At 49.9% G+C, this 26,032-nt stretch carries 26 protein-coding genes, 1 tRNA gene and 2 pseudogenes; 19 read left to right on the top strand and 10 right to left on the bottom strand.

Features of this window, described 5'->3' with window-relative positions; translation table 11 throughout:
• Positions 1-273: 273 nt before the first annotated feature.
• The 4 genes from MPHASIOC01_RS20515 (at position 274) to MPHASIOC01_RS20530 (ending at position 2,459) form a co-directional block, all read left to right on the top strand.
• Positions 274-408, top strand: coding sequence for a hypothetical protein (locus MPHASIOC01_RS20515; protein ID WP_353613186.1), 135 nt, complete (start codon positions 274-276; stop codon positions 406-408).
• Positions 408-1,145: a hypothetical protein gene (locus tag MPHASIOC01_RS20520; RefSeq protein WP_353613187.1), complete on the top strand. Its 738-nt coding sequence runs from the start codon at positions 408-410 to the stop codon at positions 1,143-1,145. The genes MPHASIOC01_RS20515 and MPHASIOC01_RS20520 overlap by 1 nt, the downstream gene beginning before the upstream one ends.
• 70 nt (positions 1,146-1,215) lie before the next feature.
• Complete coding sequence (locus MPHASIOC01_RS20525; protein WP_353613188.1) at positions 1,216-1,698, top strand: hypothetical protein; 483 nt, start codon at positions 1,216-1,218, stop codon at positions 1,696-1,698.
• Positions 1,695-2,459 carry a tetratricopeptide repeat protein gene (locus tag MPHASIOC01_RS20530; RefSeq protein WP_353613189.1) on the top strand — a complete coding sequence of 255 codons (765 nt, stop codon included), beginning with the start codon at positions 1,695-1,697 and terminating at the stop codon, positions 2,457-2,459. The genes MPHASIOC01_RS20525 and MPHASIOC01_RS20530 overlap by 4 nt, the downstream gene beginning before the upstream one ends.
• A gap of 149 nt (positions 2,460-2,608) precedes the next feature.
• Here the strand turns inward: MPHASIOC01_RS20530 and MPHASIOC01_RS20535 are convergent.
• The 3 genes and pseudogenes from MPHASIOC01_RS20535 to MPHASIOC01_RS20545 form a co-directional block, all read right to left on the bottom strand.
• Positions 2,609-2,833: pseudogene (locus tag MPHASIOC01_RS20535) on the bottom strand (transposase); the annotation flags it as partial.
• 103 nt (positions 2,834-2,936) lie between these two features.
• Positions 2,937-3,539, bottom strand: a pseudogene (locus MPHASIOC01_RS20540) (tyrosine-type recombinase/integrase); the annotation flags it as partial.
• A 193-nt stretch (positions 3,540-3,732) separates the two neighbouring features.
• Positions 3,733-3,809, bottom strand: a tRNA-Arg gene (locus tag MPHASIOC01_RS20545).
• Positions 3,810-4,225: 416 nt separating this feature from the next.
• On the opposite strand from MPHASIOC01_RS20545, the gene folD reads away from it, so the two are divergent.
• A complete protein-coding gene (gene folD, locus MPHASIOC01_RS20550) occupies positions 4,226-5,092 on the top strand; it encodes a bifunctional methylenetetrahydrofolate dehydrogenase/methenyltetrahydrofolate cyclohydrolase FolD (protein WP_064599395.1) in 867 nt (288 codons plus the stop codon).
• The gene (ybcJ, locus tag MPHASIOC01_RS20555) at positions 5,092-5,304 is read left to right on the top strand and encodes a ribosome-associated protein YbcJ (protein WP_064599393.1); all 213 of its coding nucleotides are present in this window, start codon (positions 5,092-5,094) and stop codon (positions 5,302-5,304) included. The genes folD and ybcJ overlap by 1 nt, the downstream gene beginning before the upstream one ends.
• A 99-nt stretch (positions 5,305-5,403) precedes the next feature.
• On the opposite strand, the gene cysS is transcribed toward ybcJ, so the two are convergent.
• Positions 5,404-6,789, bottom strand: coding sequence for a cysteine--tRNA ligase (cysS, locus tag MPHASIOC01_RS20560; protein ID WP_064599391.1), 1,386 nt, complete (start codon positions 6,787-6,789; stop codon positions 5,404-5,406).
• Positions 6,790-6,964: 175 nt separating this feature from the next.
• On the opposite strand from cysS, the gene ppiB reads away from it, so the two are divergent.
• The 4 genes from ppiB (at position 6,965) to purK (ending at position 9,893) form a co-directional block, all read left to right on the top strand.
• On the top strand, positions 6,965-7,459 hold the full coding sequence (gene ppiB / locus MPHASIOC01_RS20565; RefSeq protein WP_064599764.1) for a peptidylprolyl isomerase B: 495 nt from the start codon (positions 6,965-6,967) through the stop codon (positions 7,457-7,459).
• Between the two features lie 2 nt (positions 7,460-7,461).
• The gene (gene lpxH / locus MPHASIOC01_RS20570; protein WP_064599389.1) at positions 7,462-8,184 is read left to right on the top strand and encodes a UDP-2,3-diacylglucosamine diphosphatase; all 723 of its coding nucleotides are present in this window, start codon (positions 7,462-7,464) and stop codon (positions 8,182-8,184) included.
• 135 nt (positions 8,185-8,319) lie between these two features.
• Complete coding sequence (gene purE / locus MPHASIOC01_RS20575; protein WP_353613190.1) at positions 8,320-8,829, top strand: 5-(carboxyamino)imidazole ribonucleotide mutase; 510 nt, start codon at positions 8,320-8,322, stop codon at positions 8,827-8,829.
• Complete coding sequence (purK, locus tag MPHASIOC01_RS20580) at positions 8,826-9,893, top strand: 5-(carboxyamino)imidazole ribonucleotide synthase (protein WP_064599386.1); 1,068 nt, start codon at positions 8,826-8,828, stop codon at positions 9,891-9,893. Before purE ends, purK begins: the two co-directional genes overlap by 4 nt.
• A 107-nt stretch (positions 9,894-10,000) precedes the next feature.
• Here purK and MPHASIOC01_RS20585 read toward each other — a convergent pair whose 3' ends face one another.
• The 3 genes from MPHASIOC01_RS20585 to ybbA form a co-directional block, all read right to left on the bottom strand.
• Entirely contained in the window at positions 10,001-11,155 is a 1,155-nt protein-coding gene (locus MPHASIOC01_RS20585) for a porin (RefSeq protein ID WP_064599384.1), read from the bottom strand.
• 260 nt (positions 11,156-11,415) lie between these two features.
• Positions 11,416-13,830 carry a putative ABC transporter permease subunit YbbP gene (gene ybbP / locus MPHASIOC01_RS20590; RefSeq protein ID WP_353613191.1) on the bottom strand — a complete coding sequence of 805 codons (2,415 nt, stop codon included), beginning with the start codon at positions 13,828-13,830 and terminating at the stop codon, positions 11,416-11,418.
• Positions 13,827-14,513, bottom strand: coding sequence for a putative ABC transporter ATP-binding protein YbbA (gene ybbA / locus MPHASIOC01_RS20595; RefSeq protein ID WP_064599760.1), 687 nt, complete (start codon positions 14,511-14,513; stop codon positions 13,827-13,829). The genes ybbP and ybbA overlap by 4 nt, the downstream gene beginning before the upstream one ends.
• On the opposite strand from ybbA, the gene tesA reads away from it, so the two are divergent.
• From tesA to MPHASIOC01_RS20620, 5 genes are all read left to right on the top strand, one after another.
• Positions 14,484-15,110 carry a multifunctional acyl-CoA thioesterase I/protease I/lysophospholipase L1 gene (gene tesA / locus MPHASIOC01_RS20600; RefSeq protein ID WP_353613192.1) on the top strand — a complete coding sequence of 209 codons (627 nt, stop codon included), beginning with the start codon at positions 14,484-14,486 and terminating at the stop codon, positions 15,108-15,110. The two genes, ybbA and tesA, sit on opposite strands and share 30 nt — an antisense overlap.
• A complete protein-coding gene (locus MPHASIOC01_RS20605; RefSeq protein WP_156519080.1) occupies positions 15,100-15,909 on the top strand; it encodes an SDR family oxidoreductase in 810 nt (269 codons plus the stop codon). The genes tesA and MPHASIOC01_RS20605 overlap by 11 nt, the downstream gene beginning before the upstream one ends.
• A 58-nt stretch (positions 15,910-15,967) precedes the next feature.
• Positions 15,968-16,822, top strand: coding sequence for a co-chaperone YbbN (locus MPHASIOC01_RS20610; RefSeq protein ID WP_064599378.1), 855 nt, complete (start codon positions 15,968-15,970; stop codon positions 16,820-16,822).
• A gap of 98 nt (positions 16,823-16,920) precedes the next feature.
• Positions 16,921-17,838, top strand: coding sequence for an SPFH domain-containing protein (locus tag MPHASIOC01_RS20615; RefSeq protein WP_036109966.1), 918 nt, complete (start codon positions 16,921-16,923; stop codon positions 17,836-17,838).
• Positions 17,835-18,296 (top strand): NfeD family protein, encoded by a 462-nt coding sequence (locus tag MPHASIOC01_RS20620; RefSeq protein WP_353613193.1) that lies wholly within the window; start codon positions 17,835-17,837, stop codon positions 18,294-18,296. The genes MPHASIOC01_RS20615 and MPHASIOC01_RS20620 overlap by 4 nt, the downstream gene beginning before the upstream one ends.
• 32 nt (positions 18,297-18,328) lie before the next feature.
• On the opposite strand, the gene cueR is transcribed toward MPHASIOC01_RS20620, so the two are convergent.
• Entirely contained in the window at positions 18,329-18,745 is a 417-nt protein-coding gene (cueR, locus tag MPHASIOC01_RS20625) for a Cu(I)-responsive transcriptional regulator (protein ID WP_064599374.1), read from the bottom strand.
• Between the two features lie 146 nt (positions 18,746-18,891).
• Between cueR and copA the strand changes: the two genes are divergently transcribed.
• Positions 18,892-21,390: a copper-exporting P-type ATPase CopA gene (gene copA, locus MPHASIOC01_RS20630; RefSeq protein ID WP_353613194.1), complete on the top strand. Its 2,499-nt coding sequence runs from the start codon at positions 18,892-18,894 to the stop codon at positions 21,388-21,390.
• Positions 21,391-21,508: 118 nt separating this feature from the next.
• Here the strand turns inward: copA and MPHASIOC01_RS20635 are convergent, their stop codons facing one another.
• Entirely contained in the window at positions 21,509-21,667 is a 159-nt protein-coding gene (locus MPHASIOC01_RS20635; RefSeq protein ID WP_156519079.1) for a hypothetical protein, read from the bottom strand.
• Between MPHASIOC01_RS20635 and MPHASIOC01_RS20640 the strand changes: the two genes are divergently transcribed.
• The 3 genes from MPHASIOC01_RS20640 to MPHASIOC01_RS20650 all read left to right on the top strand — a co-directional run bounded on the left by MPHASIOC01_RS20640 (position 21,661) and on the right by MPHASIOC01_RS20650 (position 24,476).
• Positions 21,661-22,473 (top strand): TraB/GumN family protein, encoded by an 813-nt coding sequence (locus tag MPHASIOC01_RS20640; RefSeq protein WP_353613195.1) that lies wholly within the window; start codon positions 21,661-21,663, stop codon positions 22,471-22,473. The two genes, MPHASIOC01_RS20635 and MPHASIOC01_RS20640, sit on opposite strands and share 7 nt — an antisense overlap.
• 186 nt (positions 22,474-22,659) lie before the next feature.
• Positions 22,660-23,139, top strand: a complete 480-nt coding sequence (ybaK, locus tag MPHASIOC01_RS20645; protein WP_064599369.1) for a Cys-tRNA(Pro)/Cys-tRNA(Cys) deacylase YbaK — start codon at positions 22,660-22,662, stop codon at positions 23,137-23,139.
• 107 nt (positions 23,140-23,246) lie between these two features.
• On the top strand, positions 23,247-24,476 hold the full coding sequence (locus tag MPHASIOC01_RS20650) for an MFS transporter (RefSeq protein ID WP_369935712.1): 1,230 nt from the start codon (positions 23,247-23,249) through the stop codon (positions 24,474-24,476).
• Positions 24,477-24,724: 248 nt separating this feature from the next.
• On the opposite strand, the gene MPHASIOC01_RS20655 is transcribed toward MPHASIOC01_RS20650, so the two are convergent.
• Positions 24,725-26,029 (bottom strand): inosine/guanosine kinase, encoded by a 1,305-nt coding sequence (locus tag MPHASIOC01_RS20655; RefSeq protein WP_064599365.1) that lies wholly within the window; start codon positions 26,027-26,029, stop codon positions 24,725-24,727.
• Between the last annotated feature and the right edge of the window lie 3 nt (positions 26,030-26,032).

The raw sequence follows: 26,032 nt of genomic DNA on the forward strand, positions 1-26,032 counted from the left end.
TCATTACGACTGTAACGCTTAGCCATACCCTACACTGTGCGGGTGAAACTCAATCTCTCTCTACAAGCCAGAGTAGATGCTTGAGCAGGCAGCACTCATCCATTCTGTGTCGCACTTATGTGCCGAAGCTGGCAATGGAACAAAGCGTTTGAGAACGACAAATTTTGGGGCAGTCTACTGTTACAAGCAGACTGGAGCAGACCGGGCAATCCAGATCCTAAAATAAAAAAATACTATCAGGTAGGAGTATTACCCAGAGAAATTAAGGAGTTAATGAACAAGCCGGAAACTGGTGAACAACCGATGCCAACAGACGAGCCTGGCGTGGTCAATGATTACGGCCCACGTCAGCGAGTTCAACCGGGTACGAAAAGGGATTTCGGAAACCAACTGGTGGATGCCCTGTAATGGGATATGCCAAAACCACTGGTTTAAATAAGGGAGCGAGTATGAATAATATCTGTAGGCTGATTTGTTGCTTTGCTGTAGGAACACTATCTCTACCCTATGGTGCAGTGGTATCTGTAAAAAAAACACCCACTCAGGTTGTTTATCGTTTTGCCAATCATCGTTTTCTTGAACTGGAAGGGTTCAACTGTGAGGTGGCGCTTTGGTACAGCGACACACAAAGAAATATTCGTTCGGCAGTTGTTAAAAGTGACCGTCCTATATTCAAAATATCGTTCTTTAAATTCGTCCACCCTTCTGAGAACTATATTTTAATTCCTTGGGATTATTTATCGGTTTTTTTAATTTCTAAAGATTATGGACAAACCTGGGGACGTGCTCGTTTTGCTCCGGGAGGCGGGGCAAAACGATATGGCGCTTCGGGCCCTGAAAGTAATGAAGGAATATCTTTCATTGTGGTTAATGGCCAAGGTTTTATCCAGATAAAATCCAACGATCTCTACATGAGTTCAAAGCGATTCGACGATCAGCGTTTGTTGCCAGGTAGTGCGGGAATTCCTTATATCTACCGTGACAACGACGACTCTCTACAACAAGCACGTTTAAAACCAGGATCTTCCGGATTAGATTGGGGAAAGGAATACGCATCGCGGAATTCTATTAATACCCCTGCCCATGGATTATTTTTGCCTGGAAGGCTAACTGGCAAAACATCCCCAATAAAACCCCAGAGATGAAAAATTATAAAGGCTGGGATGGTATGCAATGTAATCCTGATTTGGGATTATCTGCATCGGAGCAAGCGCGATGAAAAAGAAAATAAACTCATTACTTTTTACGCCTGTTATATTTATGCTTGCTGGTTGTGCTATGCAAGAAGCGAAATCATCATGCCCGGAGCTTGAGGGCAGCTATGAAATTGAAAACAGCGCAGAATTTTATATTCAAAAGCAATCAAACGGTGAATATACCGCGATGATAGTGACCGATGGTGATCCGACAGAATTTATGCCGATCTTCATTCCAACCAAGAAACAGTTAGTCGATGAGAATTTACCAGAATGTAGTGTGATACTTCAAGGTGCGGGGGTTCTTATGCCTTCAGATAAAAATAAAACCTATCATGTTACAGCCCAGTCGCAAAATTATCTCACTGAGCGAAAACTGGATACACCTTTAGTGTTAATGGTAGCAGCAGGTTTTCAGTCCGATGTCTACGGTGTAGTGAAGACATCCGATGTGTTATCGAAAGAAATTACTTCAATCTTCAGCAAAGGAAATGCCAAATGAAAAAGTTAATTAAAATTGCAATATCCTTATCTATGTTTTTCATTCTGCAAGGCTGCCAGAATAATTCCGATTCAGCTAGTAAAGTGGCAAGTAAAAACTCTCACCTACCAATGTGTACAGATGATGTCGAAGAAAGGGAAGGGATTTTTATTGACTGGGTCGAATTGGCTAATAAATACAACTCGGATAGTGGAGCACAGTCAGACTATCAAAAAGCACTGTGTCTTTATAAAAAAGCAGACAAAGTAAAAAATGCACCTGAAGCACAATACTATATCGGGGTGATGTATTTTCAAGGCCGTGGAATGGCGGTGCCAAAAGATTTACAACAGGCTCAGCAGTGGTTTTTGAAAGCAGCCAATTCAGAAAAAGGTATGCCGCCAGCCAGCTTTGCATTGGGGACCATGTATCTGGACGGCAATGGTGTCACACAGGATTACAAGCAGGCTAGTGAATGGCTTGAGAAAACAGGAACCTGGTCATCAAGAGATTACCGTGATACCAGCTCAAATGCCTTTTTGCTGTTAGGAAAAATGCATTATCACGGAATGGGAACACAAAAGGATAATAAAACGGCATTTGCCTATTTTTGGCTTTCATCCTTCACTGGCAATAAAGAAGCGAAACATGACCTCGATATTCTCAAAAAGGAACTATCAAAAAACGAACTAAATGATGCAATGCACATCACCAACGAGCTGAACAAAAAATTTCACGTTTTACTCGACAGTCCGTTCCCTGCTATTGAGAAAAAACAATGAATATTCGAGGTGCTGTAAAAATAGCGCTAATAGAGATCGTAACCCTTATCTGAGGAGTGTTAAAATTCTGTGTCATTCCAGTAATATGTAATTAAAAAGGAATGACTCATGGCACAGCCTGTCAATAATTCTGTGTAACTGCCACTGCATTAAAGGTGATCGCTCAGGCGGTCACCGAACTCGATAATAAAACGACTCATTGCCAACCGCCAGTTCTGGATCGGCATACTCCATTTTTTCGACGCATCCTTGTTCGCCAGATATATAACTTTTCGCACCGAGGCATCCGTCGGGAACACTTTGCGCTTCTTGATAGCCGCACGGATCACGATGTTCAGCGGTTCTATCGCGTTCGTGGTGTTGTCCACTTCCCGTTATCTGAGACACTCATGATTAGAATTTTCTAACTGTTTCCGGTATATCTCCGGAAGGAGATTATTTAAACTTTCATGAGTACGGTTCCGGTTATAATTGAGTTGATTTCGCCGTAGTCAGGGCACTAGCAAGTTCGGCAAAGGGATTGGTTTTCGCTCTACCCGTAACAATGGCATAAGTGCAAACCTGTTTGCAGGCCTGACGAACCTTCCTCAATTTATCGAGTACGCCACGCTTTTCAAGTTTGCGTAATGTGGTTAGAGCTTCTAACGGTTCAATCTCTGCTATTGGTCGTTTGCCGATATCAGGAAAAATATCGTTCTCAAATGTCTCCATCAGATCTTCGGCATACCCCTTTGACCAATTGGGGCGCTTGTATTCATGCCATTCCAGTGCAACAGATTTGAACGTATTTTCTACAGCGACTTTACGCGCCTGCTTCTCTACTTTTTTCTTCTCACTGGGATCAATGGAATTGGCCACTTGCCGTTTTGCTTCATCTCTGCGCTGCCGGGCCTCGGACAACGAGATTTCCGGGTAAACACCGAGTGCCAACATCTTTTGTTTCCCGTCGAAACGATATTGCAATCGCCAGTATTTAGACCCATTGGGATGGACCAGCAGATGCATCCCTTCCCCATCAGTAAGCTTATAAGGCTTGTCTATTGGCTTCGCACTTCTTACCTTCACATCGGTTAATGCCATTTGAGGCCCCCATGCTGGCTATTGGTACAAGATTTTATCGAACGGGGAGATACCATCACATATACCAACAAAGACTACTTGATGTAGGTTGATACGAGTTGAGCTTGGTAGAGTAGCGACGCGTTAAATTCAGCCAATACACTGAATTTTAGGCATAAAAAAAGACGTCGGTTGACGTCAGTTTACTTTAAAATGGTACGCCCTACAGGATTCGAACCTGTGACCCACGGCTTAGAAGGCCGTTGCTCTATCCAACTGAGCTAAGGGCGCATGACACAAAACATCTCCGGCACATACACCTGGAAACGCGAGGAATTATACGGTCAGGGCCTTGTGAGTCAATGGCTTTTGTTCTGTATGCTGGCGAAATAAGCGTATTAAGTGCAAACGCCGGGCCAATGTTGTCAGCTGCACGGCTAAAACAGTGCTGATAAGCGCCAGCAAGTTAGGGGATGCGTGTACAAGGCCGCTACGCAAGGGGTAGCAATTGTGTTTATCCACACCAGGCAGCCAGAGAAATAAACTTAGTACAGTCTTGTGCGCTACATGTGTAAATAGCTTTAAATCTGCTGAGTTACACATGCCAACCAAAGGAAATCTGCACAGGTGACTGACAGCGCGCCTCGCTTCTGACAAAATATACACATTCCCTTCCCTTTTTTATTACAGATGGAATTCTCACGCTGATGGCAGCAACAATTATTGATGGTAAAACGATTGCGCAGCAGGTACGGCGCGAAGTCGCGGAAAAAGTACAGGCTCGCCTGGCCGCTGGTAAACGTGCACCGGGGCTTGCTGTTGTGCTGGTCGGGGAAAACCCGGCATCACAAATTTATGTAGGCAGCAAACGCAAGGCTTGTGAGGAAGTCGGTTTTATTTCCCGCGCGTGGGATCTGCCGGAAACCACTACTGAAGCAGAATTGCTCAGCCTTATTGATAAGCTGAATGCGGACCCGAGCATTGACGGGATTCTGGTTCAGCTTCCTCTGCCTGCCGGCATTGATAATGTTAAAGTGCTGGAACGTATCGCGCCCGATAAAGACGTGGATGGCTTCCACCCTTATAACGTCGGCCGCCTGTGCCAGCGCGCACCTCGCCTGCGCCCCTGCACCCCTCGTGGTATCGTTACCCTGCTTGAACGCTACAATATTGATACCTATGGCCTGAATGCTGTGGTCATTGGTGCTTCAAACATTGTTGGCCGCCCAATGAGCATGGAGTTATTGCTGGCTGGGTGTACCACCACCGTAACTCACCGCTTCACCAAAAATTTACGCCACCATGTAGAAAATGCAGACTTGCTGATTGTTGCTGTTGGCAAACCAGGTTTTATCCCTGGTGAATGGATAAAAGAAGGCGCAATTGTGGTTGATGTGGGCATCAACCGGCTGGAAAATGGCAAAGTAGTGGGTGATGTGGTGTTTGAAGATGCCGCGGCTCGGGCTGCTTACATTACGCCAGTGCCCGGTGGTGTGGGCCCAATGACTGTCGCGACACTGATTCAAAATACGCTTCAGGCTTGTGAAGAATACCATGATGGAGAAGTACAATAATGGCAACATTTTTTCTGGGTAAACATCCCCATGTTGAACTGTGTGACTTGTTAAAGCTGGAGGGCTGGGCTGAAAGTGGCGCACAGGCCAAAATTGTTATCGCCGACGGCCAGGTTCAGGTAGATGGCGCAACAGAAACCCGTAAGCGCTGTAAAATCGTTGCCGGGCAAACTGTCACTTTCGCCGGTTACAGCGTTACAGTAGCAGCCTGATTGCTGCAGCCAGCAGTTATTCATGTCACAAAGCTGGCAAATACCAAAGGCAAAAAAAGCGGCATAAAGCCGCTTTTTTACCAGTTGAAAAACAAACTGTTATTTCCTGCGCCAGGTGGTTCCCTGCGGGCCATCTTCCAGCACAATACCCATTTCATTCAGGCGGTCACGCGCTGCATCGGCTGCCGCCCAGTCTTTTGCCTTACGGGCATCCAGGCGCTGCTGAATCAGTGCTTCAATTTCAGCCACTTCGCCGTCATCTGCCTGTGCACCACTTTGCAGGAAGGTTTCCGGGTCTTGATCCAGAATCCCGAGGACAGCGGCGATATCACGCAACGCAGCTGCAAGGCCATTAGCAGCAGCCATATCCTCGCTTTTCAGGCGGTTAACTTCCCGGGCCATATCAAACAGTACAGAATAGGCTTCAGGTGTGTTGAAATCGTCATCCATTGCTTCGCAGAAGCGCGCTTTAAAAACTTCACCACCCATAGCAACAGCCGCTTTATCTGTACCGCGTAGAGCAGTATATAAACGTTCCAGAGAAGCACGCGCCTGTTTCAGGTTCTCTTCGCTGTAATTAAGCTGGCTGCGGTAATGCCCGGACATCAGGAAGTAGCGCACTGTTTCTGCATCGTAATATTTCAGTACATCACGCACAGTGAAGAAATTGCCCAGGGATTTGGACATTTTTTCACGATCCACCATAACCATCCCGGAATGCATCCAGTAATTCACATAGTCGCCGTCGTGAGCACAGGTGGACTGGGCGATTTCGTTTTCATGGTGCGGGAACATCAGGTCGGAACCCCCGCCGTGAATATCGAAATGGCTACCCAGATGCTTGCAGTTCATGGCAGAACATTCAATATGCCAGCCTGGACGGCCTTCGCCCCAGGGAGATGCCCAGCTCGGTTCACCTGGCTTGGACATTTTCCACAGCACAAAATCCATGGGGTTACGCTTGGCATCGGCAACATCAACCCGCGCACCCGCCTGGAGCTGTTCCAGGTCCTGGCGGGATAATTGCCCATAAGAGGCGTCTGTCGGCACAGAAAACATGACATCGCCGTTATCAGCAACATAAGCATGCCCGCGCTGAATCAGTTTTTCGACAATCTCGATAATTTCGTGAATATGATGCGTTGCCCGGGGCTCACAGTCAGGCCGCTGAATATTCAGTGCATCAAAATCAGCGTGCATCTCGGTTATCATGCGGTCCACCAGCGCGGTAAAGCCTTCGCCATTTTCCGCCGCACGCTTAATAATTTTGTCGTCAATATCAGTGATGTTACGCACAAAGTTAACATCATAGCCCAGAGAGCGAAGGTAGCGCACCACTACGTCGAACGCGACAAATGTCCGCCCATGGCCAATATGACACAGATCGTAAACAGTTATTCCACACACGTACATGCCAACTTTCCCGGCATGAATGGGTTTAAATTCTTCTTTTTGACGGCTCAGAGTATTGAAAATCTTTAACATCAGCGATTCCATGTATGTGTGTGGTAAAAAAGCAATAATCTATATTACCCCAAAATTCCTTTCTAAAGCAGCATGCATTGCAAGGTGATCGAACCTGATGAGTGTGCTATAACAACGGGCTATTGTGGCCTGCAGCGCAGGCTTAAGCACTACATGGCAGAATAGGATGCACAGCATGGTTACTTTTCATACCAATCATGGCGATATCGTTATCAAAACTTTTGACGATAAAGCACCGGTAACAGTTAAAAACTTCCTGGACTACTGTCGCGAAGGGTTCTACAACAACACGATTTTCCACCGTGTTATCAATGGTTTTATGATTCAGGGCGGCGGTTTTGAACCGGGCATGAAACAAAAAGAAACCAAAGACACCATTCAGAACGAAGCCAATAACGGCCTGAAAAACACCCGTGGCACGCTGGCGATGGCACGTACTCAGGCTCCACATTCCGCTACTGCACAATTCTTTATCAACGTTGTTGATAACGACTTTCTGAACTTTAGTAGCGAAAGCCTGCAAGGCTGGGGCTACTGCGTGTTTGCTGAAGTCGTGGAAGGCATGGATGTGGTGGATAAAATCAAAGCCGTTTCTACTGGCCGCAGTGGTATGCACCAGGATGTACCGAAAGACGACGTAGTAATTGAAAGCGTGACTGTCAGCGAGTAATCGTGGCAACACTCTTTATCGCAGATTTGCATCTGTGCACAGAAGAACCGGCGATTACCGCCGGTTTTCTGCGTTTTCTGGCACAGACAGCACCGCAAGCAGACGCACTGTATATTCTCGGGGATTTGTTCGAAGCCTGGATTGGTGACGATGACCCGGAGCCTCTTCACCAGCAAATAGCCGATGCCATTCGTACCCTGGTGAATCAGGGCGTGCCCGTCTATTTTATTCATGGCAACCGTGATTTCTTGCTGGGCAAAGCATTCGCCCGGCGTAGCGGTATGACATTACTGCCCCAGGAGCAGTGCGTGTCACTGTACGGGCGCCCGGTTATTATCATGCACGGCGATACCTTGTGTACTGATGACCACGCGTACCAGGATTTTCGCCGCAAAGTTCACACGCCCTGGATCCAGCGCCTGTTTCTTGCCCTGCCGCTGTTTATTCGCCGCCATATTGCACGGAAAATGCGCGCCAATAGCCAGCAGGCGAATCAACACAAATCGCTGGCGATTATGGATGTCAACCCACAGGCAGTCCAGGAAGCGTTCACGCGCCATCAGGCGCAATGGCTGGTGCACGGGCATACGCATCGGCCGGCGATTCATGAGCTTGAAGCCAACGGTCAACCTGCATTACGGGCCGTATTAGGCGCCTGGCATACAGAAGGCTCAATGATTCGTGTTACCGCAGAAGAGATGGCTCTGATCCACTTTCCGTTTTAACCCATTTTGTTATGGTTTAATGCCCATTTCACCACTACGCAACCGTTTTCCTTGCCCGCTTTACGTGCTATTCTCTGAGCCCTTCTCCGCAACAGTCTGTCGTTGTTTTGTTTATTCACAGGAGTTTTGAGACGCATGTCTTCCACCCAAAACCCGGCGCGTATCGCCATTGTGATGGGGTCCAAAAGTGACTGGGCTACCATGCAGTTTGCCGCTGAAGTCCTGACTGCTCTGGACGTTCCTCACCATGTGGAAATTGTCTCCGCCCACCGTACCCCCGATAAACTGTTCAGTTTTGCCGAACAGGCACAGGGAAAGGGTTTTCAGGTTATTATCGCCGGTGCTGGCGGTGCTGCGCACTTGCCAGGCATGATTGCAGCCAAAACTCTGGTGCCGGTGTTGGGCGTGCCTGTACAAAGCGCTGCACTGAGCGGTGTGGACAGCCTGTACTCTATTGTTCAAATGCCGAAAGGGATCCCGGTAGGGACACTGGCAATTGGCAAAGCGGGTGCCGCAAATGCCGCGTTGCTGGCGGCTCAAATTTTGGCCCAGCATGATGCCCCACTGCTTGCCCGCCTGGAAAACTGGCGCAAAACGCAGACTGAAGATGTGCTGAACAACCCGGACCCGCGGGAGGCTGAATAATGCAAGTTTGCGTACTGGGTAATGGCCAGCTTGGGCGTATGCTGCGCCAGGCCGGGGAGCCTCTGGGGGTCACTGTCTGGCCAGTTGGCCTGGACGCAGACCCGCAAGCCGTTCCCTGGCAGCACAGTGTTATCACCGCTGAAATTGAACGCTGGCCTGAAACCCCGTTAACCCGCGAGCTGGCAAACCATGCAGCATTTGTTAACCGCGATGTTTTTCCGGTCATTGCTGATCGCCTGACACAAAAGCAATTGTTCGATAAATTGCAGTTGCCTACTGCACCCTGGCAATTGCTCGCCTCTCGGCAGGAGTGGCCTGCAGTCTTTGCCCTGGCGGGTGAACTGGCAATTGTTAAACGCCGCGTGGGTGGCTATGACGGGCGTGGTCAGTGGCGCCTGCGCCCGGGTGAAACAGACAACCTGCCAGTTGAGTGCTACGGCGAGTGTATTGTTGAGAAAGGCATTAAATTCTCTGGCGAAGTATCTCTGGTTGGCGCTCGCGCTAAAGACGGCACCAAGGTGTTCTACCCTCTTACCCACAACCTCCACCAGGACGGGATCCTGCGAGCCAGTGTGGCATTCCCCTCCGCCAGTGCTGAGCAACAGGACCAGGCTGAGTCTATGCTGTCGGCTGTCATGGATGAACTGGGGTATATCGGCGTGATGGCAATGGAGTGTTTTGTGACACCTGCCGGGTTGCTGATTAATGAACTGGCGCCCCGTGTTCACAACAGTGGTCACTGGACACAAAATGGTGCTTCCATCAGCCAGTTTGAACTGCACCTGCGCGCAATACTGGATTTACCCTTGCCGCGCCCGGTGGTCAGCGCGCCTTCAGTAATGATTAACCTGATTGGCACACCTCGTAGTTGGGAGTGGCTCAAATTGCCACTGGTTCACCTGCACTGGTATGAAAAAGAAGTGCGGCCAGGCCGGAAAGTGGGCCATCTGAATCTGTCAGATGCGGATAAAGGGCACCTTTCTGCCTCACTTGAAGCGCTGCTCACGCTTTTACCAGAAGAGTACGCCAGTGGTATTGCCTGGGCACAATTACAGTTGCAGTAACCAATAAGGCTGGTTCAGTTCACAGCCTTTAGTTTACTGGCTGTTAGCAGGAAGTCGCAGGCGTCTGTAGAGTAAAGACAAGCGCACAAGGCGCTTGTCTTTTTTTATCAGAAGTCGTAACGCAGACGAACGAGGTTCATATCACCCAGCGTTTTATCGGTGCTGGAGGTAAATACGTGTTCATAGTCAACACGGAAGCCGTAATCCAGCTGGAAACTAACCCCCAGGCCATTATCAATGCGCTGATAGTTTCGGTCGTTGACATATTCCAGGCGGTCACCCATAAAATACGGCTGAACAGACTGCAGGCCATACTGCCCAACCGGGAATTTGTACCCGGCAAAGTATTCAATCCCCCAGGCGTCACCTGCAAAGTAGTCATTAACAGTGCTCTTTTTCGAGACCAGGAAGTTCTGATACCAGCCACCACCGAAGGAGAAAGTCCAGTTATCCGGTTTCCAGCTCAATGCTGTACCTAAAATATTCTGGTTCTGGGTTTTGCTGTCACCGTTAGAAGGGTCACGCATTTCTGCACGGGTCATGTTCCACGCAGTACCCCATGTCAGGTCTTTAGTGATGTGATAATCCACACCCAGTGAGCCGCCGCCTTTACGTTTATAGCGCAGCCCATTGCCTGGCAAATATTCGTCATCGTCAAACAACCAGGCGCCATACAGGTCAACATTACCAACTGCTTTTTTGTATTTCAGCATGCCGCGTGAACGGTAAGAACCATCGTAGTCGCCATTGATACCGTTACCTGGTGCCTGGGCAAGCATGTCGTAATCCCAGATATCAGTTTTTGCACCAACCACATCATAATAAATACTGTTTTGTTTACCGTAAGTCAGTGTACCCCAGGTAGCACTTTTCAACCCGGTATACAGCATACGGCGGTTAGTATTATTTGCGCCTTTGGCATAATGGTCATCCCAGTTAAATACCGCCGGGATATTAACGCCCAGTTCGTAATAATTTATCCAGCTGATATCATCGAACAGATAATAGTCAGAAGCGAAACGAAAACGTGTCCCGCCATCAAATCCATTACGTTTGTAAGAACCTTTATCACCATCACCTGTCATATTATTAAACTGAGGGCGAATACTCCCACCTACAGTGAAATTTAACCGGCTTAATGGATCCCCTGCTTTTGGATCCTGTTTCAATAACGTAATCTCTGCATGAGCTGGAACCATCATTGCAGTTAATACCACTGCGGTGCTGACTGCCTGCGCCAGCACTGTTATTTTTTTGTTCATTTCTATTCCTTACCAATAGGTGCTAAAACCACTTTAGCAAGGAGAAGATTACCTGCTATTTATTAAATTTTATTTATTAAAATTATCAATCAGTGCTACTGAAAAAAATAATATTATGAATATTTATTACAAAAAATGATAAAAAAAATAAGTATTATCATTTTGTGCGAAGCAAGATAATTAATTCGCATTATTTATCAAAAAAAGAAAAAGCACCCAATAAATAAGTGCTTTTCTTTCACAATCTGTTTTCTTTTTATTTACCCCTGAACTTGCCGATACAGGGCTTTGCCTTTTACCAGACGCACACCCAGCCAGCCGCCAAATAGAGCCAAAACCAGCGCACCTGATACGGGCAGAGCGAGCCATAAACGCCAGTCAGGTGACCAGGGGAAATCAAATACCTGGGTTTGTAGCAAAGCCAGCGCACTTTCGGCCCCTCCTGCGGCAACAATGCCCGCCACCACACCAAGGGTAATAAACTCCCACCATAGTGACTGGCGCAGCAGGTTTTTACCCGCTCCCAAAGTACGGTAGACCAGTAATTCCTGGTGACGCTGGCGCATACCAACCTGCACCTGAGCCAGAAGCAGTAATACACTGCACAGTGTTACCAGCACCACCATCACTTCCAGTGCCCGGCTTACCTGCTGTAATACCATTCCCACCTGGTTTAAAATGGCGCGGATATCCAGCAGGCTCACTGTCGGGAATTCACGGTTAAGTTGTGTCAGCAAGGATTCCCCCTGCTCCCAACGGAAACTGGTAAGCCAGGTTTGCGGCTGATTGTTGAGCGCACCTTCAGGGAAAATAAAGTAGAAGTTCGGCCGCAGGCTTTCCCAGTCGACTTTACGTAAGCTTGATATTGTTGCTGTGAAAGTGTCAGTATCACCAGTAAATGTCAGTTTATCTCCCAGCTTCAAATTCAGCCGTTTAGCCAGCCCTTCATCAACAGACACTTCCCCGGTTGCTGGCGGCCAGTTACCGGCAACAATCGGGTTATGCGCAGGTTTTACACGCTGCCATGTCAGGTTGAGCTCACGGTTGAGTGCTTCATCTTTGTTACTATCAGTGGTATCGCCATTAATTCCGGTTAAACGCGCCCGGACGATGGGATAAAACCGGTCGGGAATAACCTGGTGCTCTGCCAGAAAGCTTTTCATTTCACCTAACTGTTCTGGCGCGATATTTATCAGGAAATAGTTAGGGCTTTCCGGCGGCAACTGCTGTTGCCAGCGATCCAGTAGATCGCCACGCAATACCAATAACAGCGCCAGTAGCATGAAAGAGAGGGAAAAGGCCGCAATCTGGCTCAGCGTTGTCAGAGGCTGGCGCAGCAGACGGTTCACTGCAAGGCGCAGTGATAACACCCGTGTAGTGAAACGCTTTAATATCCACAGGGCCAGCCAGCCTGCCAGACCGCACAGCAATGCCACCACGCAACTTCCCGCCAGAACTGACCACAGCAACATGTTGTTGCCGACCAGCAATGCCAGCAGTGCTACCACCACCAGCGCCATAACAGGCAGATAAATAGTAAGCGGCCAGCGGCGAGCTATGGCATCGCGCCGCAGCACCCGCACGGGCTGAGTGGCCAGCAAGATATGGTAAGGACGCGCCCCAACCAAAAAGGCTATCACCACCATCCCACCCAGTGCCCAGATTAATGGCATCAGCCCCGGTTCAGGCAACGTTGCAGGTAACACCGGGCGCAGTAATGCCAGCAAGATGGATTCACATACTTTGCCCGCCAGCAGACCCGTACCGGCAGAGACCAGCAATAATAATGACCACTGACCAATAATCAGACGGCGCAGTGCCTTACGCCCTGCGCCAAGGGTTTTCAACACGGCAACCAGGTCATAACGAGACCGGCAGTAGTGATTCATTGCCACAGTAACAGCGGCGATTGCCAGCAATAACGTCAATAATGCAGACAAAAGCAAAAACTGACGTGAACGCTCAAGGGATTTACCCAGCGCACTGTCTTCCTGCTCCGGGCTGTACCACCGGTATTCAGCCGTTAACTGTGGTAATAGTGCATTCTCAAAACGGGTAATTTGCCCGGGTGTACCGGCAAATTTATACAGCCAGCGCACCCGGCTGCCTGGCTGAACAGCCCCCGTTGCCGGGACATCAGCCAGATTCATCATCAGGCGTGGTGCAAGCTGGAAAGGATTAAACCCGGCATCAGGCTCCTGAATAACTTCGCCAGCCACCCGTAAGGTGGCATCGCCCACGTCCAGTTCATCGCCCGGTTTCAGGCTGAGCAATGCCATCAGGCGGGGAGCCAGCAACACTGTTCCCGGTTGTGGCCCCCGTCCTGCAGGGTTTGTGACCAGGCTGCCATACAGCGGGTAGTAGCTATCAACGGCTTTAACATCAGCCAGTTGCGGCGTATTGCCAGCAAAAGTCATGGTCGAGAACAACAACTGGGTACTGACCTTAACGCCTTCTTTCTGCGCCAGCGCCAGCCAGATATCAGGAATGGGGTGCGAGCTGCGTAATGCCCGGTCGCCTGCCAGGAAATCCCGGCTCTGAGCACTCAGCCCCTTTTCCATTCGCTCGCCAATACTGCTCAGCGCAAAAACACAGGCAACAGCGAGGCTCAGGGCCACCCAGACAATCAACAATGATGGCGTGCGCCATTCGCGCCAGAACCAGCGAGCTATCATAGCTCCTCCTGCAATTTGCCATCCTGTAGCCGTAACCGCCGGTCACACCGTGCCGCAAGTTGTAAATCATGGGTAACCAGCAGCAGCGTTGCCCCACTTTCCCGGTTCAGAGTAAACAACTGTTCGGCAATGCGATCCCCGGTTTTGCGGTCAAGATTACCGGTCGGTTCATCCGCAAATAATACTGCCGGGTTACCAATAAACGCTCTTGCCAGCGCTACGCGCTGTTGCTCACCTCCAGATAGCTGGGCAGGAAGATGATGAAGGCGCTTTTCAAGCCCCAGTTCAGTTAATAAACCCCGGGCATGAGAAAGACTCTGAGCTGAATTTTCACCACGCAACAGAGCGGGTAGTTGCACATTTTCCAGAGCAGTCAACGTAGGCACCAGCATAAATGACTGGAAGACAAAACCGACACTGGCCGCACGCAGTGCAGCCCGGGCCTCTTCATCCATTTGGTGCAATGGTTTACCCAACAACCAGACCTCACCTTCAGTGCCATCATCCAGCCCGGCTAAAATTGCCAGCAGAGTTGACTTCCCTGAACCCGACTCACCAATCAGGGCGATACTTTCCGCTGGTTTGACAATCAACTCAACTCCGGTGAGGATGTTGAGCTCATGTTCACCCTGACCGACGGACTTACAAAGACGATGTACTTCAACACTATTTTCCGCTGGCATGTGCCCTTCCTGTTGTTCCTGTTAACGTTCCGTGCCGTGGCTGCGGACACGCTGTTAATTCTGGGTGACAGTCTGAGTGCTGGTTACAGAATGTCAGCAAACAGTGCCTGGCCGGCAAAACTTAATGAAAAATGGCAGGCAAAGCAGATAGATGTTATTAATGCCAGTATCAGTGGTGACACCGCCGCTCAGGGCCTCGCCCGCTTGCCTGGTTTACTGGCACAACACCACCCACGTTGGGTACTTATAGAACTTGGTGGTAATGACGGTTTGCGTGGTTTTGCCCCACAAACCATTAGCACAACTCTGGGTAAAATCATTACACAAGTTAAAACAGCAAATGCACAACCTGTGCTAATGCAGATACGCCTGCCGCCAAATTATGGCCGCCGCTATACCGAAGCGTTTCAGGCCATCTACCCACAACTGGCAGAAAAATACGCCATTCCATTGCTGCCTTTTTTTATGGAAGAGGTCTACCTGAAGCCACAATGGATGCAGGATGATGGTATTCACCCTAACCCGGATGCCCAGCCTTTCATTGCCAACTGGATGGCTGAAAAACTGGCACCTTTGTTAGTTAAACATGAGTCATAAACAATCAGCGCTTTTAACGGGTAAAGTTATGCAAAAATCAGTATTTATCACAGGCAGTTCCAGTGGAATTGGTCTGGCCTGTGCTCATGCGCTGAAGCAACGCGGTTATCATGTTCTTGCGGGTTGCCGTAAAGCAGAAGATGTTGAACGTATGACATCACTGGGTTTTACTGGCATTCAACTCGACGTTGATGACGAAGCCAGCGTCAGGCAGGCGGCACAAGAAGTGCTTCGCCATACAGGTAACCAGCTCTATGGGCTATTTAACAATGCCGGGTTCGGGCTCTATGGGCCGTTAGAAACCATTAGCCGGGCACAACTGGAAAAACAGTTTTCCACCAACTTTTTTGGCGTGCATCAACTCACAATGTTGTTGTTACCCGCCATGAAAGCGCAGGGTGAAGGGCGAATTGTAATGACCAGTTCGGTAATGGGGCTGATTTCCACACCCGGCCGTGGAGCCTATGCGGCAAGTAAATACGCTCTGGAAGCCTGGTCTGATGCGCTGCGCATGGAGTTACGCTATACCGGTATTCAGGTCAGCCTGATAGAACCCGGTCCAATCCATACCCGTTTTACCGATAACGTCAACCAAACCCAGGCCGATAAACCTGTCCAAAATCCGGGCATTGCCGCACGCTTTACCCTTGGCCCGGAGGCCGTTGCTGCAAAAGTGTGCCATGCTTTTGACAGCACCAGGCCACGGTTGCGCTACCCGGTGACCGTGGTCACCTGGGTGGTGGGTTTCCTGAAACGGCTGTTGCCTGGCCGCATTATGGATAAAATTTTGCGTACCTGAGTTGAAGCTCAGCGTCTCACCCCCATGTAGATTAGAAAGTCCTGACTGAGAAAAAAGCATGTCCGTACAGAATATTGTTGAGATTACTGAAGCGAATTTACATACCACACTGGAACAATCAGTTACCACACCGGTATTGTTTTACTTTTGGTCTGACCGTAGCCAGCAGTGCCAGGAAATGACGCCGGTGCTGAAAGGGCTGGCTGCGAAGTATAATGGCCAGTTTATTCTTGCCACTGTGGATTGTGACAACCAACAGATGGTCGCCTCGCAATTTGGGTTACGCGCTATCCCAACGGTGTATTTGTTCCAGAACGGTCAGCCCGTTGATGGATTCCAGGGGCCACAGCCCGAAGAAGCTGTACGCGCGCTGCTGGATAAGGTCCTGCCGCGTGAAGAAGAGGTAAAAGCACAGGAAGCAATGGCATTAATGCAGGAAGGCAAGCACACCGAAGCCCTGCCGCTACTGGTTGATGCCTGGAAGTTGTCCGAACAGAGCAGCGAAATCGGCCTGTTACTGGCGGAAAACTATATTGCGCTGAACCGTTCTGATGATGCAGAAACAGTGCTGGCCACTATCCCGCTGCAGGATCAGGACACCCGCTACCAGGGGTTACAGGCACAAATTGATCTGCTGAAAAAAGCTGCCGACACCCCGGAAATTCAGTTACTGCAACAGCAAGTTGCAGAGAACCCGCAGGATGCAGAGCTCGCTACCCGCCTTTCTTTGCAATTACACCAGGTGGGGCGCAATGAAGAAGCACTGGCGTTGTTGTTTGGCCACCTGAAACAGGACTTGAGTGCAGCAAATGGCGAAACCCGTAAAGTGATGCAGGAGATCCTCGCGGCCCTGGGCACCGGGAATCCACTGGCTTCACAATATCGCCGCCAGCTTTACTCACTACTTTATTGATTATTCGAGATTACCTGGTGTAAACCCTCGAATATAGTAGCACCTCCTGTTTATTTTTTAGGGTAGAATTACTCTCACTATTAAACAGGAGGTTTTTTATGCTAATCGTGATCCCGGTTCTAATTGTTGTTGCACTGGTGATCGTCTCTGCCGGGGTGAAAATTGTCCCGCAGGGTTTTCAATGGACAGTTGAACGTTTTGGTCGTTATACCAAAACACTGATGCCTGGCCTGAACCTGGTTGTGCCGTTTATGGATCGTATTGGCCGTAAGATCAATATGATGGAGCAGGTTCTGGATATCCCTTCCCAGGAAGTTATCTCTAAAGATAACGCCAACGTCACGATAGATGCCGTCTGCTTTATTCAGGTGATTGATCCGGCGCGTGCTGCCTATGAGGTCAGCAACCTTGATCTGTCTATCATGAATCTCACCATGACAAATATTCGTACTGTGCTGGGCTCAATGGAGCTTGATGAAATGCTCTCGCAGCGCGACAGTATCAATACCCGTCTGTTGCATATTGTTGATGAAGCAACCAACCCCTGGGGCGTGAAAGTCACACGTATTGAAATTCGCGATGTTCGCCCGCCAGCTGAACTGATTGCCTCCATGAACGCGCAAATGAAAGCTGAACGTACCAAGCGTGCTTACATTCTGGAAGCCGAAGGGGTTCGTCAGGCTGAAATTCTCAAAGCTGAAGGGGAAAAACAGTCGCAGATCCTGAAAGCAGAAGGTGACCGTCAGTCTGCATTTTTACAGGCAGAAGCGCGTGAGCGTTCTGCTGAAGCAGAAGCACAGGCAACGCGTATGGTTTCTGAGGCCATTGCTGCGGGTGATATCCAGGCTGTGAACTATTTTGTTGCACAGAAATATACTGATGCTCTGCAACAGATTGGTTCCGCTGAAAACAGTAAAGTCGTTCTGATGCCGCTGGATGCCAGCAGCCTTATGGGCTCTATCGCGGGTATCAGCGAGTTAATTAAAGACAGTCAGGTGCAACGGAAAATAAAATGATTCCACTGATTGCTGCACATCCGCATGCATTCTGGTTGAGTCTGGGCGGCCTGTTACTGGCCGCTGAAATGCTCGGTGCCAGTGGTTACCTGCTGTGGAGTGGTATTGCTGCGCTGGTAACCGGCCTGATTGCCTGGCTCCTGCCGGTGGGCTGGGCCTGGCAGGGTACCAGTTTTGCCGTGTTGACTGTGCTGTGTGCTTTTTTATGGTGGCGCTGGCTGAGCCAGAAAAACATCAACCAGCCCGGTCAGCAACTCAACCAGCGGGGCAACCAACTGGCAGGCCAGGTCTTTGTGCTGGAAAATAACCTGGTCAACGGGCATGGCCAGGTACGGTTGGGCGACAGTGTATGGCCAGTGAAGGCCGATACCGATTTACCTGCCGGAACCCGTGTGCGCGTTGTGCGTGTTGAAGGAATTACTTTACGTATTGAAGTATCCGGCTCCCCTGGGGCATGAACCCTGATGCCAGTATTTCCCTGTGCAGCAGGTTAGCGCTGCGCAGGGGTATTGTGGTGGCAACACCCGGCAAGATTATCAATAATCGGGCAATCAGCCGTGTCATCGCCTGGGCAATTTTCCGCCAGCGCCTGCAGGCGTGTTTTCATTTCCAGCAATTCCTGAATATGTAAATCGATCTCGTCAATTTTTTGCAGCGTTCGCGCTTTCACATCGGCACTGTGCCGCGCAGGATCATTAAATAAATGCACCAGTTCACGGCACTCTTCCAGGGTGAACCCCACCTGGCGTGCCTGGCGCAATAATGTCAGTTCTTCCAGGTGCTTAGGGTTATAGCTCCGGTAGCCATTTTCACCACGCAGTGGCGGCGTCACCAGCCCTTTTTCTTCATAAAAACGAATGGCTTTGCTGGTTAAGCCTGTTTTTTTCGCCACATCGCTAATATTCACATCACCTCCTTGACCTTCCCCTTAATGGAAGGTTTAACCTTAATCATAACGCAATATCATGCTGATGATTTGCACAAGATAACTTAGTGCTTCGCTCCGCCAAAAAATTGGCGTGAATGCGGGCAATTACAAACAGGAGCGGTTATATGTCTCATATTACTCTCGCACTGGATGGCCTGTCTTGCGGCCACTGTGTCAAACGTGTCAAAGAAAGTCTGGAAAAACGCAGCGATGTTGAAAGCGCTGAAGTTACGCTCAACCAGGCAGAAATCACCGGTAGCGCAAGCGCAGAGCAGTTAATTGCCACCGTAAAAGAAGCCGGGTACGAGGCTCAACTGGCCAGCCACCCAAAATCTGAGCCGCTGGCAGAGTCAAACACTCAGCCGGAAGTACTGGCAGCGGCAGATAATGAGCTTCCGGCAGACACTACCACTGATGACAGCCAGCATTTGTTGATAAGTGGCATGAGCTGTGCCAGCTGTGTTTCCCGGGTGCAAAATGCGCTGGCGCATGTGCCCGGCGTAACCCAGGCACGGGTCAACCTGGCAGAACGCAGTGCACTGGTTCTGGGTGATGCCCCTGCCAGTGCACTGATCCAGGCTGTACAACAGGCCGGGTATGATGCCGAAGCCATAGAAGATGACCAGCAGCGCCGTGAACGGCAACAACAAACAGCGCAACATGCGATGTCTCGTTTTCGCTGGCAGGCCATCCTCGCGTTGCTGGTTGGTATCCCGGTGATGGTCTGGGGCATGGTTGGCGACCATATGGTGGTCACCGATGCAAACCGCCAGCAATGGTTGTGGATTGGCTGGCTGACACTGGCCGTCATGGTTATCGCTGGTGGTCATTTCTACCGTAGCGCCTGGAAAAGTCTGCTGAACAGAACCGCGACTATGGATACGCTGGTGGCGCTGGGAACAGGTGTTGCCTGGCTTTACTCCATTAACGTCAATCTGTGGCCCCATGCTTTTCCGGACCAGGCCCGCCACCTTTATTATGAAGCCAGCACCATGATTATCGGGTTAATTAACCTGGGGCATATGCTGGAGCAACGTGCCCGCCAGCGCTCTTCCCGTGCACTGGAGCGCCTGCTGGATTTAACTCCGCCAACCGCACGGGTTGTCACTGAAAAAGGTGAAGAAACCGTTCCGCTTGCTCAGGTCACTAAAGGGATGACCCTGCGCCTGACTACCGGTGACCGGGTACCGGTTGACGGAGAGATAACTCAGGGTGAAGCCTGGCTGGATGAAGCCATGCTTACGGGGGAACCCGTTCCCCAACATAAAAGTGCGGGCGAAGCGGTTCACGCAGGGACACTGCTACAGGATGGCAGCGTGCTGTTCCGTGCCGAGGCCACCGGCAACCAGACAACGCTGGCGCGGATTATCCGTATGGTGCGCCAGGCGCAGTCCAGCAAGCCACAAATAGGGCAGATGGCGGATAAAATCGCTGCGGTATTTGTGCCAGCGGTTGTCGCAATTGCTTTGTTCAGCGCAGCCATTTGGTATTTCTTTGGACCGGCTCCGCAAATTGTTTATACCCTGGTGATTGCCACTACGGTATTAATTATTGCCTGCCCGTGCGCACTGGGCCTCGCTACGCCCATGTCGATTATTGCCGGTGTTGGCCGTGCCGCTGAATTTGGCGTACTGGTTAAAGATGCCGATGCCCTACAACGTGCCAGCGAAGTCGATACAATCGTGTTCGATAAAACCGGCACACTAACAGAAGGCAAACCCCAGGTAACACAGATAGCCACTTTTAGTGAGCTGGATGAATCAGCAGTGCTGCAGTTTGCCGCCAGCCTTGAACAGGGTGCCAGTCACCCACTGGCGAAAGCGATTGTTGATAAAGCTGGAACAACGACATTACTGCCCGCCAGGAGTTTTCGCACTCTGGGTGGTAAAGGTGTACAGGGTGAAATTGACGGGCGGCAAGTCTCATTGGGTAACCAGGCGATGATGGAAGAAACGGGTGTGGATACCCTTCCCGCACGTCAGTCGCTGGATAATGTCGCAAGCCAGGGGGAGACACCTGTGTTACTGGCTGTGGACGGCACCCTGGTGGCATTATTCGCCATTACCGACCCACTGCGTGAGACCAGCCGGGCTGCACTTGAGCGCCTGCATGGGATGGGATACCACCTGGTGATGCTGACAGGCGATAACCCCGTTACCGCGGGCGCTATCGCCAAACAGGCTGGAATTGATACGGTGATTGCTGGCGTGCTGCCTGATGGCAAAGCAGAAGCCATTACCCAATTGCAACAGCAAGGCCGGCATGTGGTGATGGTTGGCGATGGTATCAACGATGCTCCTGCGCTGGCACAGGCAGATGTTGGGGTTGCCATGGGTGGCGGGAGTGATGTCGCCATCGAAACCGCAGGCATGACGTTAATGCGCCATGACCTGCAAGGGGTTGCTGACGCCATGTCGATATCCAGGGCCACCTTAAAAAATATGAAACAAAACCTGCTGGGAGCGTTTATCTACAATGCGCTGGGGATCCCGGTTGCCGCCGGGGTGCTCTGGCCACTGACCGGCACACTGCTCAACCCGGTAGTTGCAGGCGCAGCAATGGCGCTTTCCTCTATCACGGTGGTCAGTAACGCCAACCGGCTGTTACGCTACAAACCCCGGTAAAGCCGGGTAAACAGGTGGTTTGCCATCAACCGCAACACCCCGGATAACGGGGTGTTCATATTGATGAAAAAGAAGGAAAAAACGTGGTTTTTCCTTCTTTTTAGTTAGCAGACGAAAATCAACAAGTTAATTTTCCTTGTTTTTTATTAGGCGACACCCGCTTGTTCTGTGCAGACATAAGGTTTGCCATCAACCGCAACACCCCGGATAACGGGGTGTTGCTTTTTTTGCCTGCCGGGTTAGCATGGTGTTTTACCGGGACTTGAACGAATGCCATTTTTCAGCCGTTTAAAAGCATTATTGAATCAGTGGGTTAATCAGGGCTACTCCTGGCCTGCACTTGATGTTGTTCTGCCCGGAGGCCGTTATTTACACCTGGTTGGCAGTATCCATATGGGAACGCCCAATATGGCTCCCTTGCCTGCCAGGCTCATACGCAAGCTTCATAGTTGTGATGCGCTAATTGTTGAAGCCGATATTCTGACCGGTGATTCCCCGTTTAACAATGTTCCCTGGTGCGACCCACTGGAAAGCCGCCTCAGTGCCGAACAACTGGCAGAAGTAGAACAGGTAGCAAATGAAGCAGGTGTCGCTATGAGGCAGTTGGATGCCCTGCCTTTCTGGCAAATAGCGCTGGTGCTCCAGGCGCACCAGGCACAGCGACTGGGGTTAAGACCGGAATACGGCATTGACTGGCAATTACTGAATGCCGCACAGCAAAGTGGGCGCAAGATTTTAGAGCTCGAAGGTTCAGACCAGCAAATCGCCCTGCTCAATACCCTGCCCGATGATGGCCTGCCACTGTTACTGGATACACTGACTCACTGGCGAACCAATGCACACTTACTTCAAGTGATGATTAGCTGGTGGCTTCAGACCCCTCCGGCATCCGGCAATACGTCATTACCAAACACCTTTGGCGATCAATTGTATGATGTATTAATGAATCAGCGTAATATTACCTGGAATGCGTATCTGCAGCAGTTGCCTCCCGGGCGCTATGTCGTCGCTGTTGGGGCACTACATTTATACGGTACCGGGAATCTGCCTGAGTTGTTGCAGGCAAAAAAAAACGGCCAGTAACAGGGTACTGGCCCGTCAAAGAGGAATTCAAATAGTTATTTTTATGATGAGCCTGAGGCTCACATCAGAATTGTCTCGCAGCACGAGCATAATGGCTACGGTTGTTTAGCAATCTGGTACTATTTTTTTTCCCTCCCCCAGGTTTATTCTCCCTGTAGTTCACTATTAACCAGACGAAAACGCCTTATGACTCCGGCAATTAAATTACTCGAAAAAAACAAGATATCTTTCACTCTTCACAGTTATGACCATGATCCGAATGAGACCAACTTTGGTGATGAAGTGGTGCGCAAACTGGGTCTTGATGCCCGTCAGGTTTATAAAACGTTACTGGTTGCCCTGAACGGTGATATGAAACATCTTGCAGTCGCAGTAACACCAGTATCCGGGCAACTTGATCTGAAAAAAGTCGCCAAAGCGCTGGGAAGCAAAAAAGTCGAAATGGCTGACCCGATGGTGGCACAGCGTGTCACAGGGTATCTGGTTGGCGGAATAAGCCCTCTGGGGCAGAAAAAACGTCTGCCAACGGTGATTGATGCGCCTGCCAGCAACTTTGCGACGATGTACATTTCAGGGGGTAAACGTGGGCTGGATATTGAGCTGGCACCGGCAGACCTGGCTAAATTACTCGATGCGACCTTTGCTGATATCGCGAAAATTGATTAAACCGCGATTGCAGTAGCCAGTGATGTTCAGAGGTAGCTGTTAGCCTGATAATTATTTCATCCTCAGGTGAAATCAGCTACACTCTGCTTCTTTTCTCCTCACTTGTTATGGTTTTGTTACTCATGAGCCACAACCCTCAGGTGTTACCGGCAACTCCCCAGAATAATGTGAAAGCACGTACTTCATTTGGGATCCTTGGCGCTATCAGCCTTTCGCATCTCCTTAACGACATGATTCAGTCGTTAATTCTGGCTATCTACCCGTTATTGCAGAACGAATTTTCACTCAGTTTTGTGCAAATTGGCCTGATTACCCTGGCCTTTCAGCTAGCCTCTTCATTGCTACAACCAGTAGTGGGTTATCTTACTGATAAATACCCTATGCCCTGGTCGCTGCCTGTTGGGATGTGTTTCACCTTGTGTGGTCTGGTATTACTGGCACTTGCTGGTAGTTTTTACACGGTTTTGCTGGCTGCGGTGTTGGTGGGTACAGGGTCATCAGTTTTCCATCCTGAGTCATCCCGTGTGGCGCGCATGGCTTCTGGTGGGCGTCATGGGCTGGCTCAGTCCCTGTTCCAGGTTGGCGGTAATTTTGGCAGCTCACTTGGGCCATTGCTGGCAGCTATCCTGATTGCTCCTTATGGCAAAGGCAATGTGGCGTGGTTTGTGCTGGCAGCTTTACTGGCAATCATTGTACTGATTCAAATCAGCCGCTGGTATGCCCGGCAACAGCGCACTGCCAAACAACGCCCTAAAGTACATATCACCAACCCGCTGCCGCGTAACAAAGTTATCCAGGCGGTCTGTGTTCTGCTGTTGCTGATTTTTTCTAAATACTTCTACCTTGCCAGTATCAGCAGTTATTTCACCTTTTATCTGATGGATAAATTCGGCCTGTCAGTGCAAAGCGCCCAGTTGCACTTATTTGCATTCCTGTTTGCCGTTGCGGCCGGAACAGTAATTGGTGGCCCGGTAGGCGATAAGATTGGTCGTAAATATGTAATTTGGGGGTCGATACTGGGTGTTGCGCCCTTTACCCTGCTTTTGCCCTGGGTTTCATTGTTCTGGACCAGCATCCTGATAATGATCATCGGTTTTATTCTGGCTTCGGCATTCTCTGCCATTCTGGTGTATGCCCAGGAGTTGTTGCCAGGCCGAATTGGGGTGGTTTCCGGGTTGTTCTTCGGTTTTGCATTTGGTATGGGTGGACTGGGCGCTGCGGTTCTGGGAATTGTGGCTGACCACAGCAGTATTGAGCTGGTTTATAAAATATGTGCTTACCTGCCACTGATTGGTATCTTGACGATTTTTCTGCCTGATAACCGCGTAACACATTAAAAACAGGTGAATAAATATTACCGGGGCTGAGCTGAATGCTTGCTCTGTCTGGTCTAAAACGCGATACCCCGGCAATACGGGCAACTCACAATAAAAAGCAGTGCTGTTGGTTATAAAACACAAATAATCACTACCTTTTCTGCCAGGCTGGCATAAGGTTATTTGTCTGGTGGTTATTATTTAACAGTTACTTTACATACGAGTTAAAACAGCCAGCAGCCTGGCAGATGCCAGGCTTAGCCGTACGCTTACCGTTCCCAATAAGCTTCTTCCAGGCTGTCTTCCCGCTCCGGTAAACCTCGTGTCAGCCTTGGAGAGTGCTGGTTAAGCACCTGGTAGCTGACCCGGTTGGCATATTTACATACCTGAGCCAGTGAGGAATATGTCAGCCAGGTGCGGCTGTGTTTACTGGAATTAGGCACTTGCTGGCGGTGGTAGTTATTGGCAGTAATATCGTGCAACAAGGCGGCCAGCGCGCCATCGCCAGCACCGTTGGTGTTCATGATTTTTTCCGGCCCGCCCATATAAGGCGCAATATGGGAGAACACCCGTACTGGAGAAACACAATCGTTCTGGCGCATTGCCCGGCTGAACTCGTACTGGTTAAATTCGGCTATTGCGCCGGGTAACAGCGGGTGCTGAGTTTTACGTTTGTTTTCATCTTCGGTGTAACCGGCCATAAACAGGCCAACCGGCCCGGCAGTACACAGCACAAGATCCACCCAGTCGAGCGCACGGTTTGCCGCCAGTAGCGGGTCACTTTCACCTGTCAGAGCTTCCCCCTCTTCTTCATTCATTGCCAGAATATCAACATTATCGCGCAGAAAATCCTGCCACCACTGTGCCTGTTCAGTAATGACATACCTGGTTCCAAGGGTAATCACTACCGGGACATTATGTTTTTTGGCGTAAGCAATGGCCTGCATAGTGGCGTCGCGCATAGGTTCCTCTGGCGCGCACCGGACCAGGTAAGCCGATAACACCAGTGCAGAGGCTCCGGCGATTACCGCTTCAGGGATACTTTCCGGGCGCAGGTGGTTCATCATGCCAGGGCTGATGGCAAAAGTCCGTTCGCCATTGTCGCTTATCAGCGTAAAACAGCGCCCGATGGCACCATCCACCCCTTGCAGATAATTCAGATCTGTCCGGCTGGATGTATTACACAGGTAACGGTATGCATAACTGCCAGGTGTGATTGAGCTGCACATCACCCCTAACAAAACCGAACGGTCATCAGCCAGTACTGAGTAGTTATGCATCGTGTTGCCAATCGTCCCACCAGCAAACTGGTGCGTGATTAACTGATTCTGGGTAAGTTCCTGATATAACGCTTCTGCTTTAGCATCATCAATCACCAGAGAGTGGCCCTGACTCAGGCCATAACGCCTGATGAAATCATCATCCACACGGGCTTCGATATCGACCAGTGTCTGGTCAATACCCACAATCCAGGCATTTGTCTGCTCACTTTCAGTTTTAACCTGCGCCAGTAACGGATCACGGGCACTGACCGGAAAATAGTGTTTGGATTTACGTTTACCAGGAAATTTCATCGT

The organism is Mangrovibacter phragmitis, from assembly GCF_040429585.1.
In the GTDB taxonomy this organism is placed as follows: domain Bacteria; phylum Pseudomonadota; class Gammaproteobacteria; order Enterobacterales; family Enterobacteriaceae; genus Mangrovibacter; species Mangrovibacter phragmitis.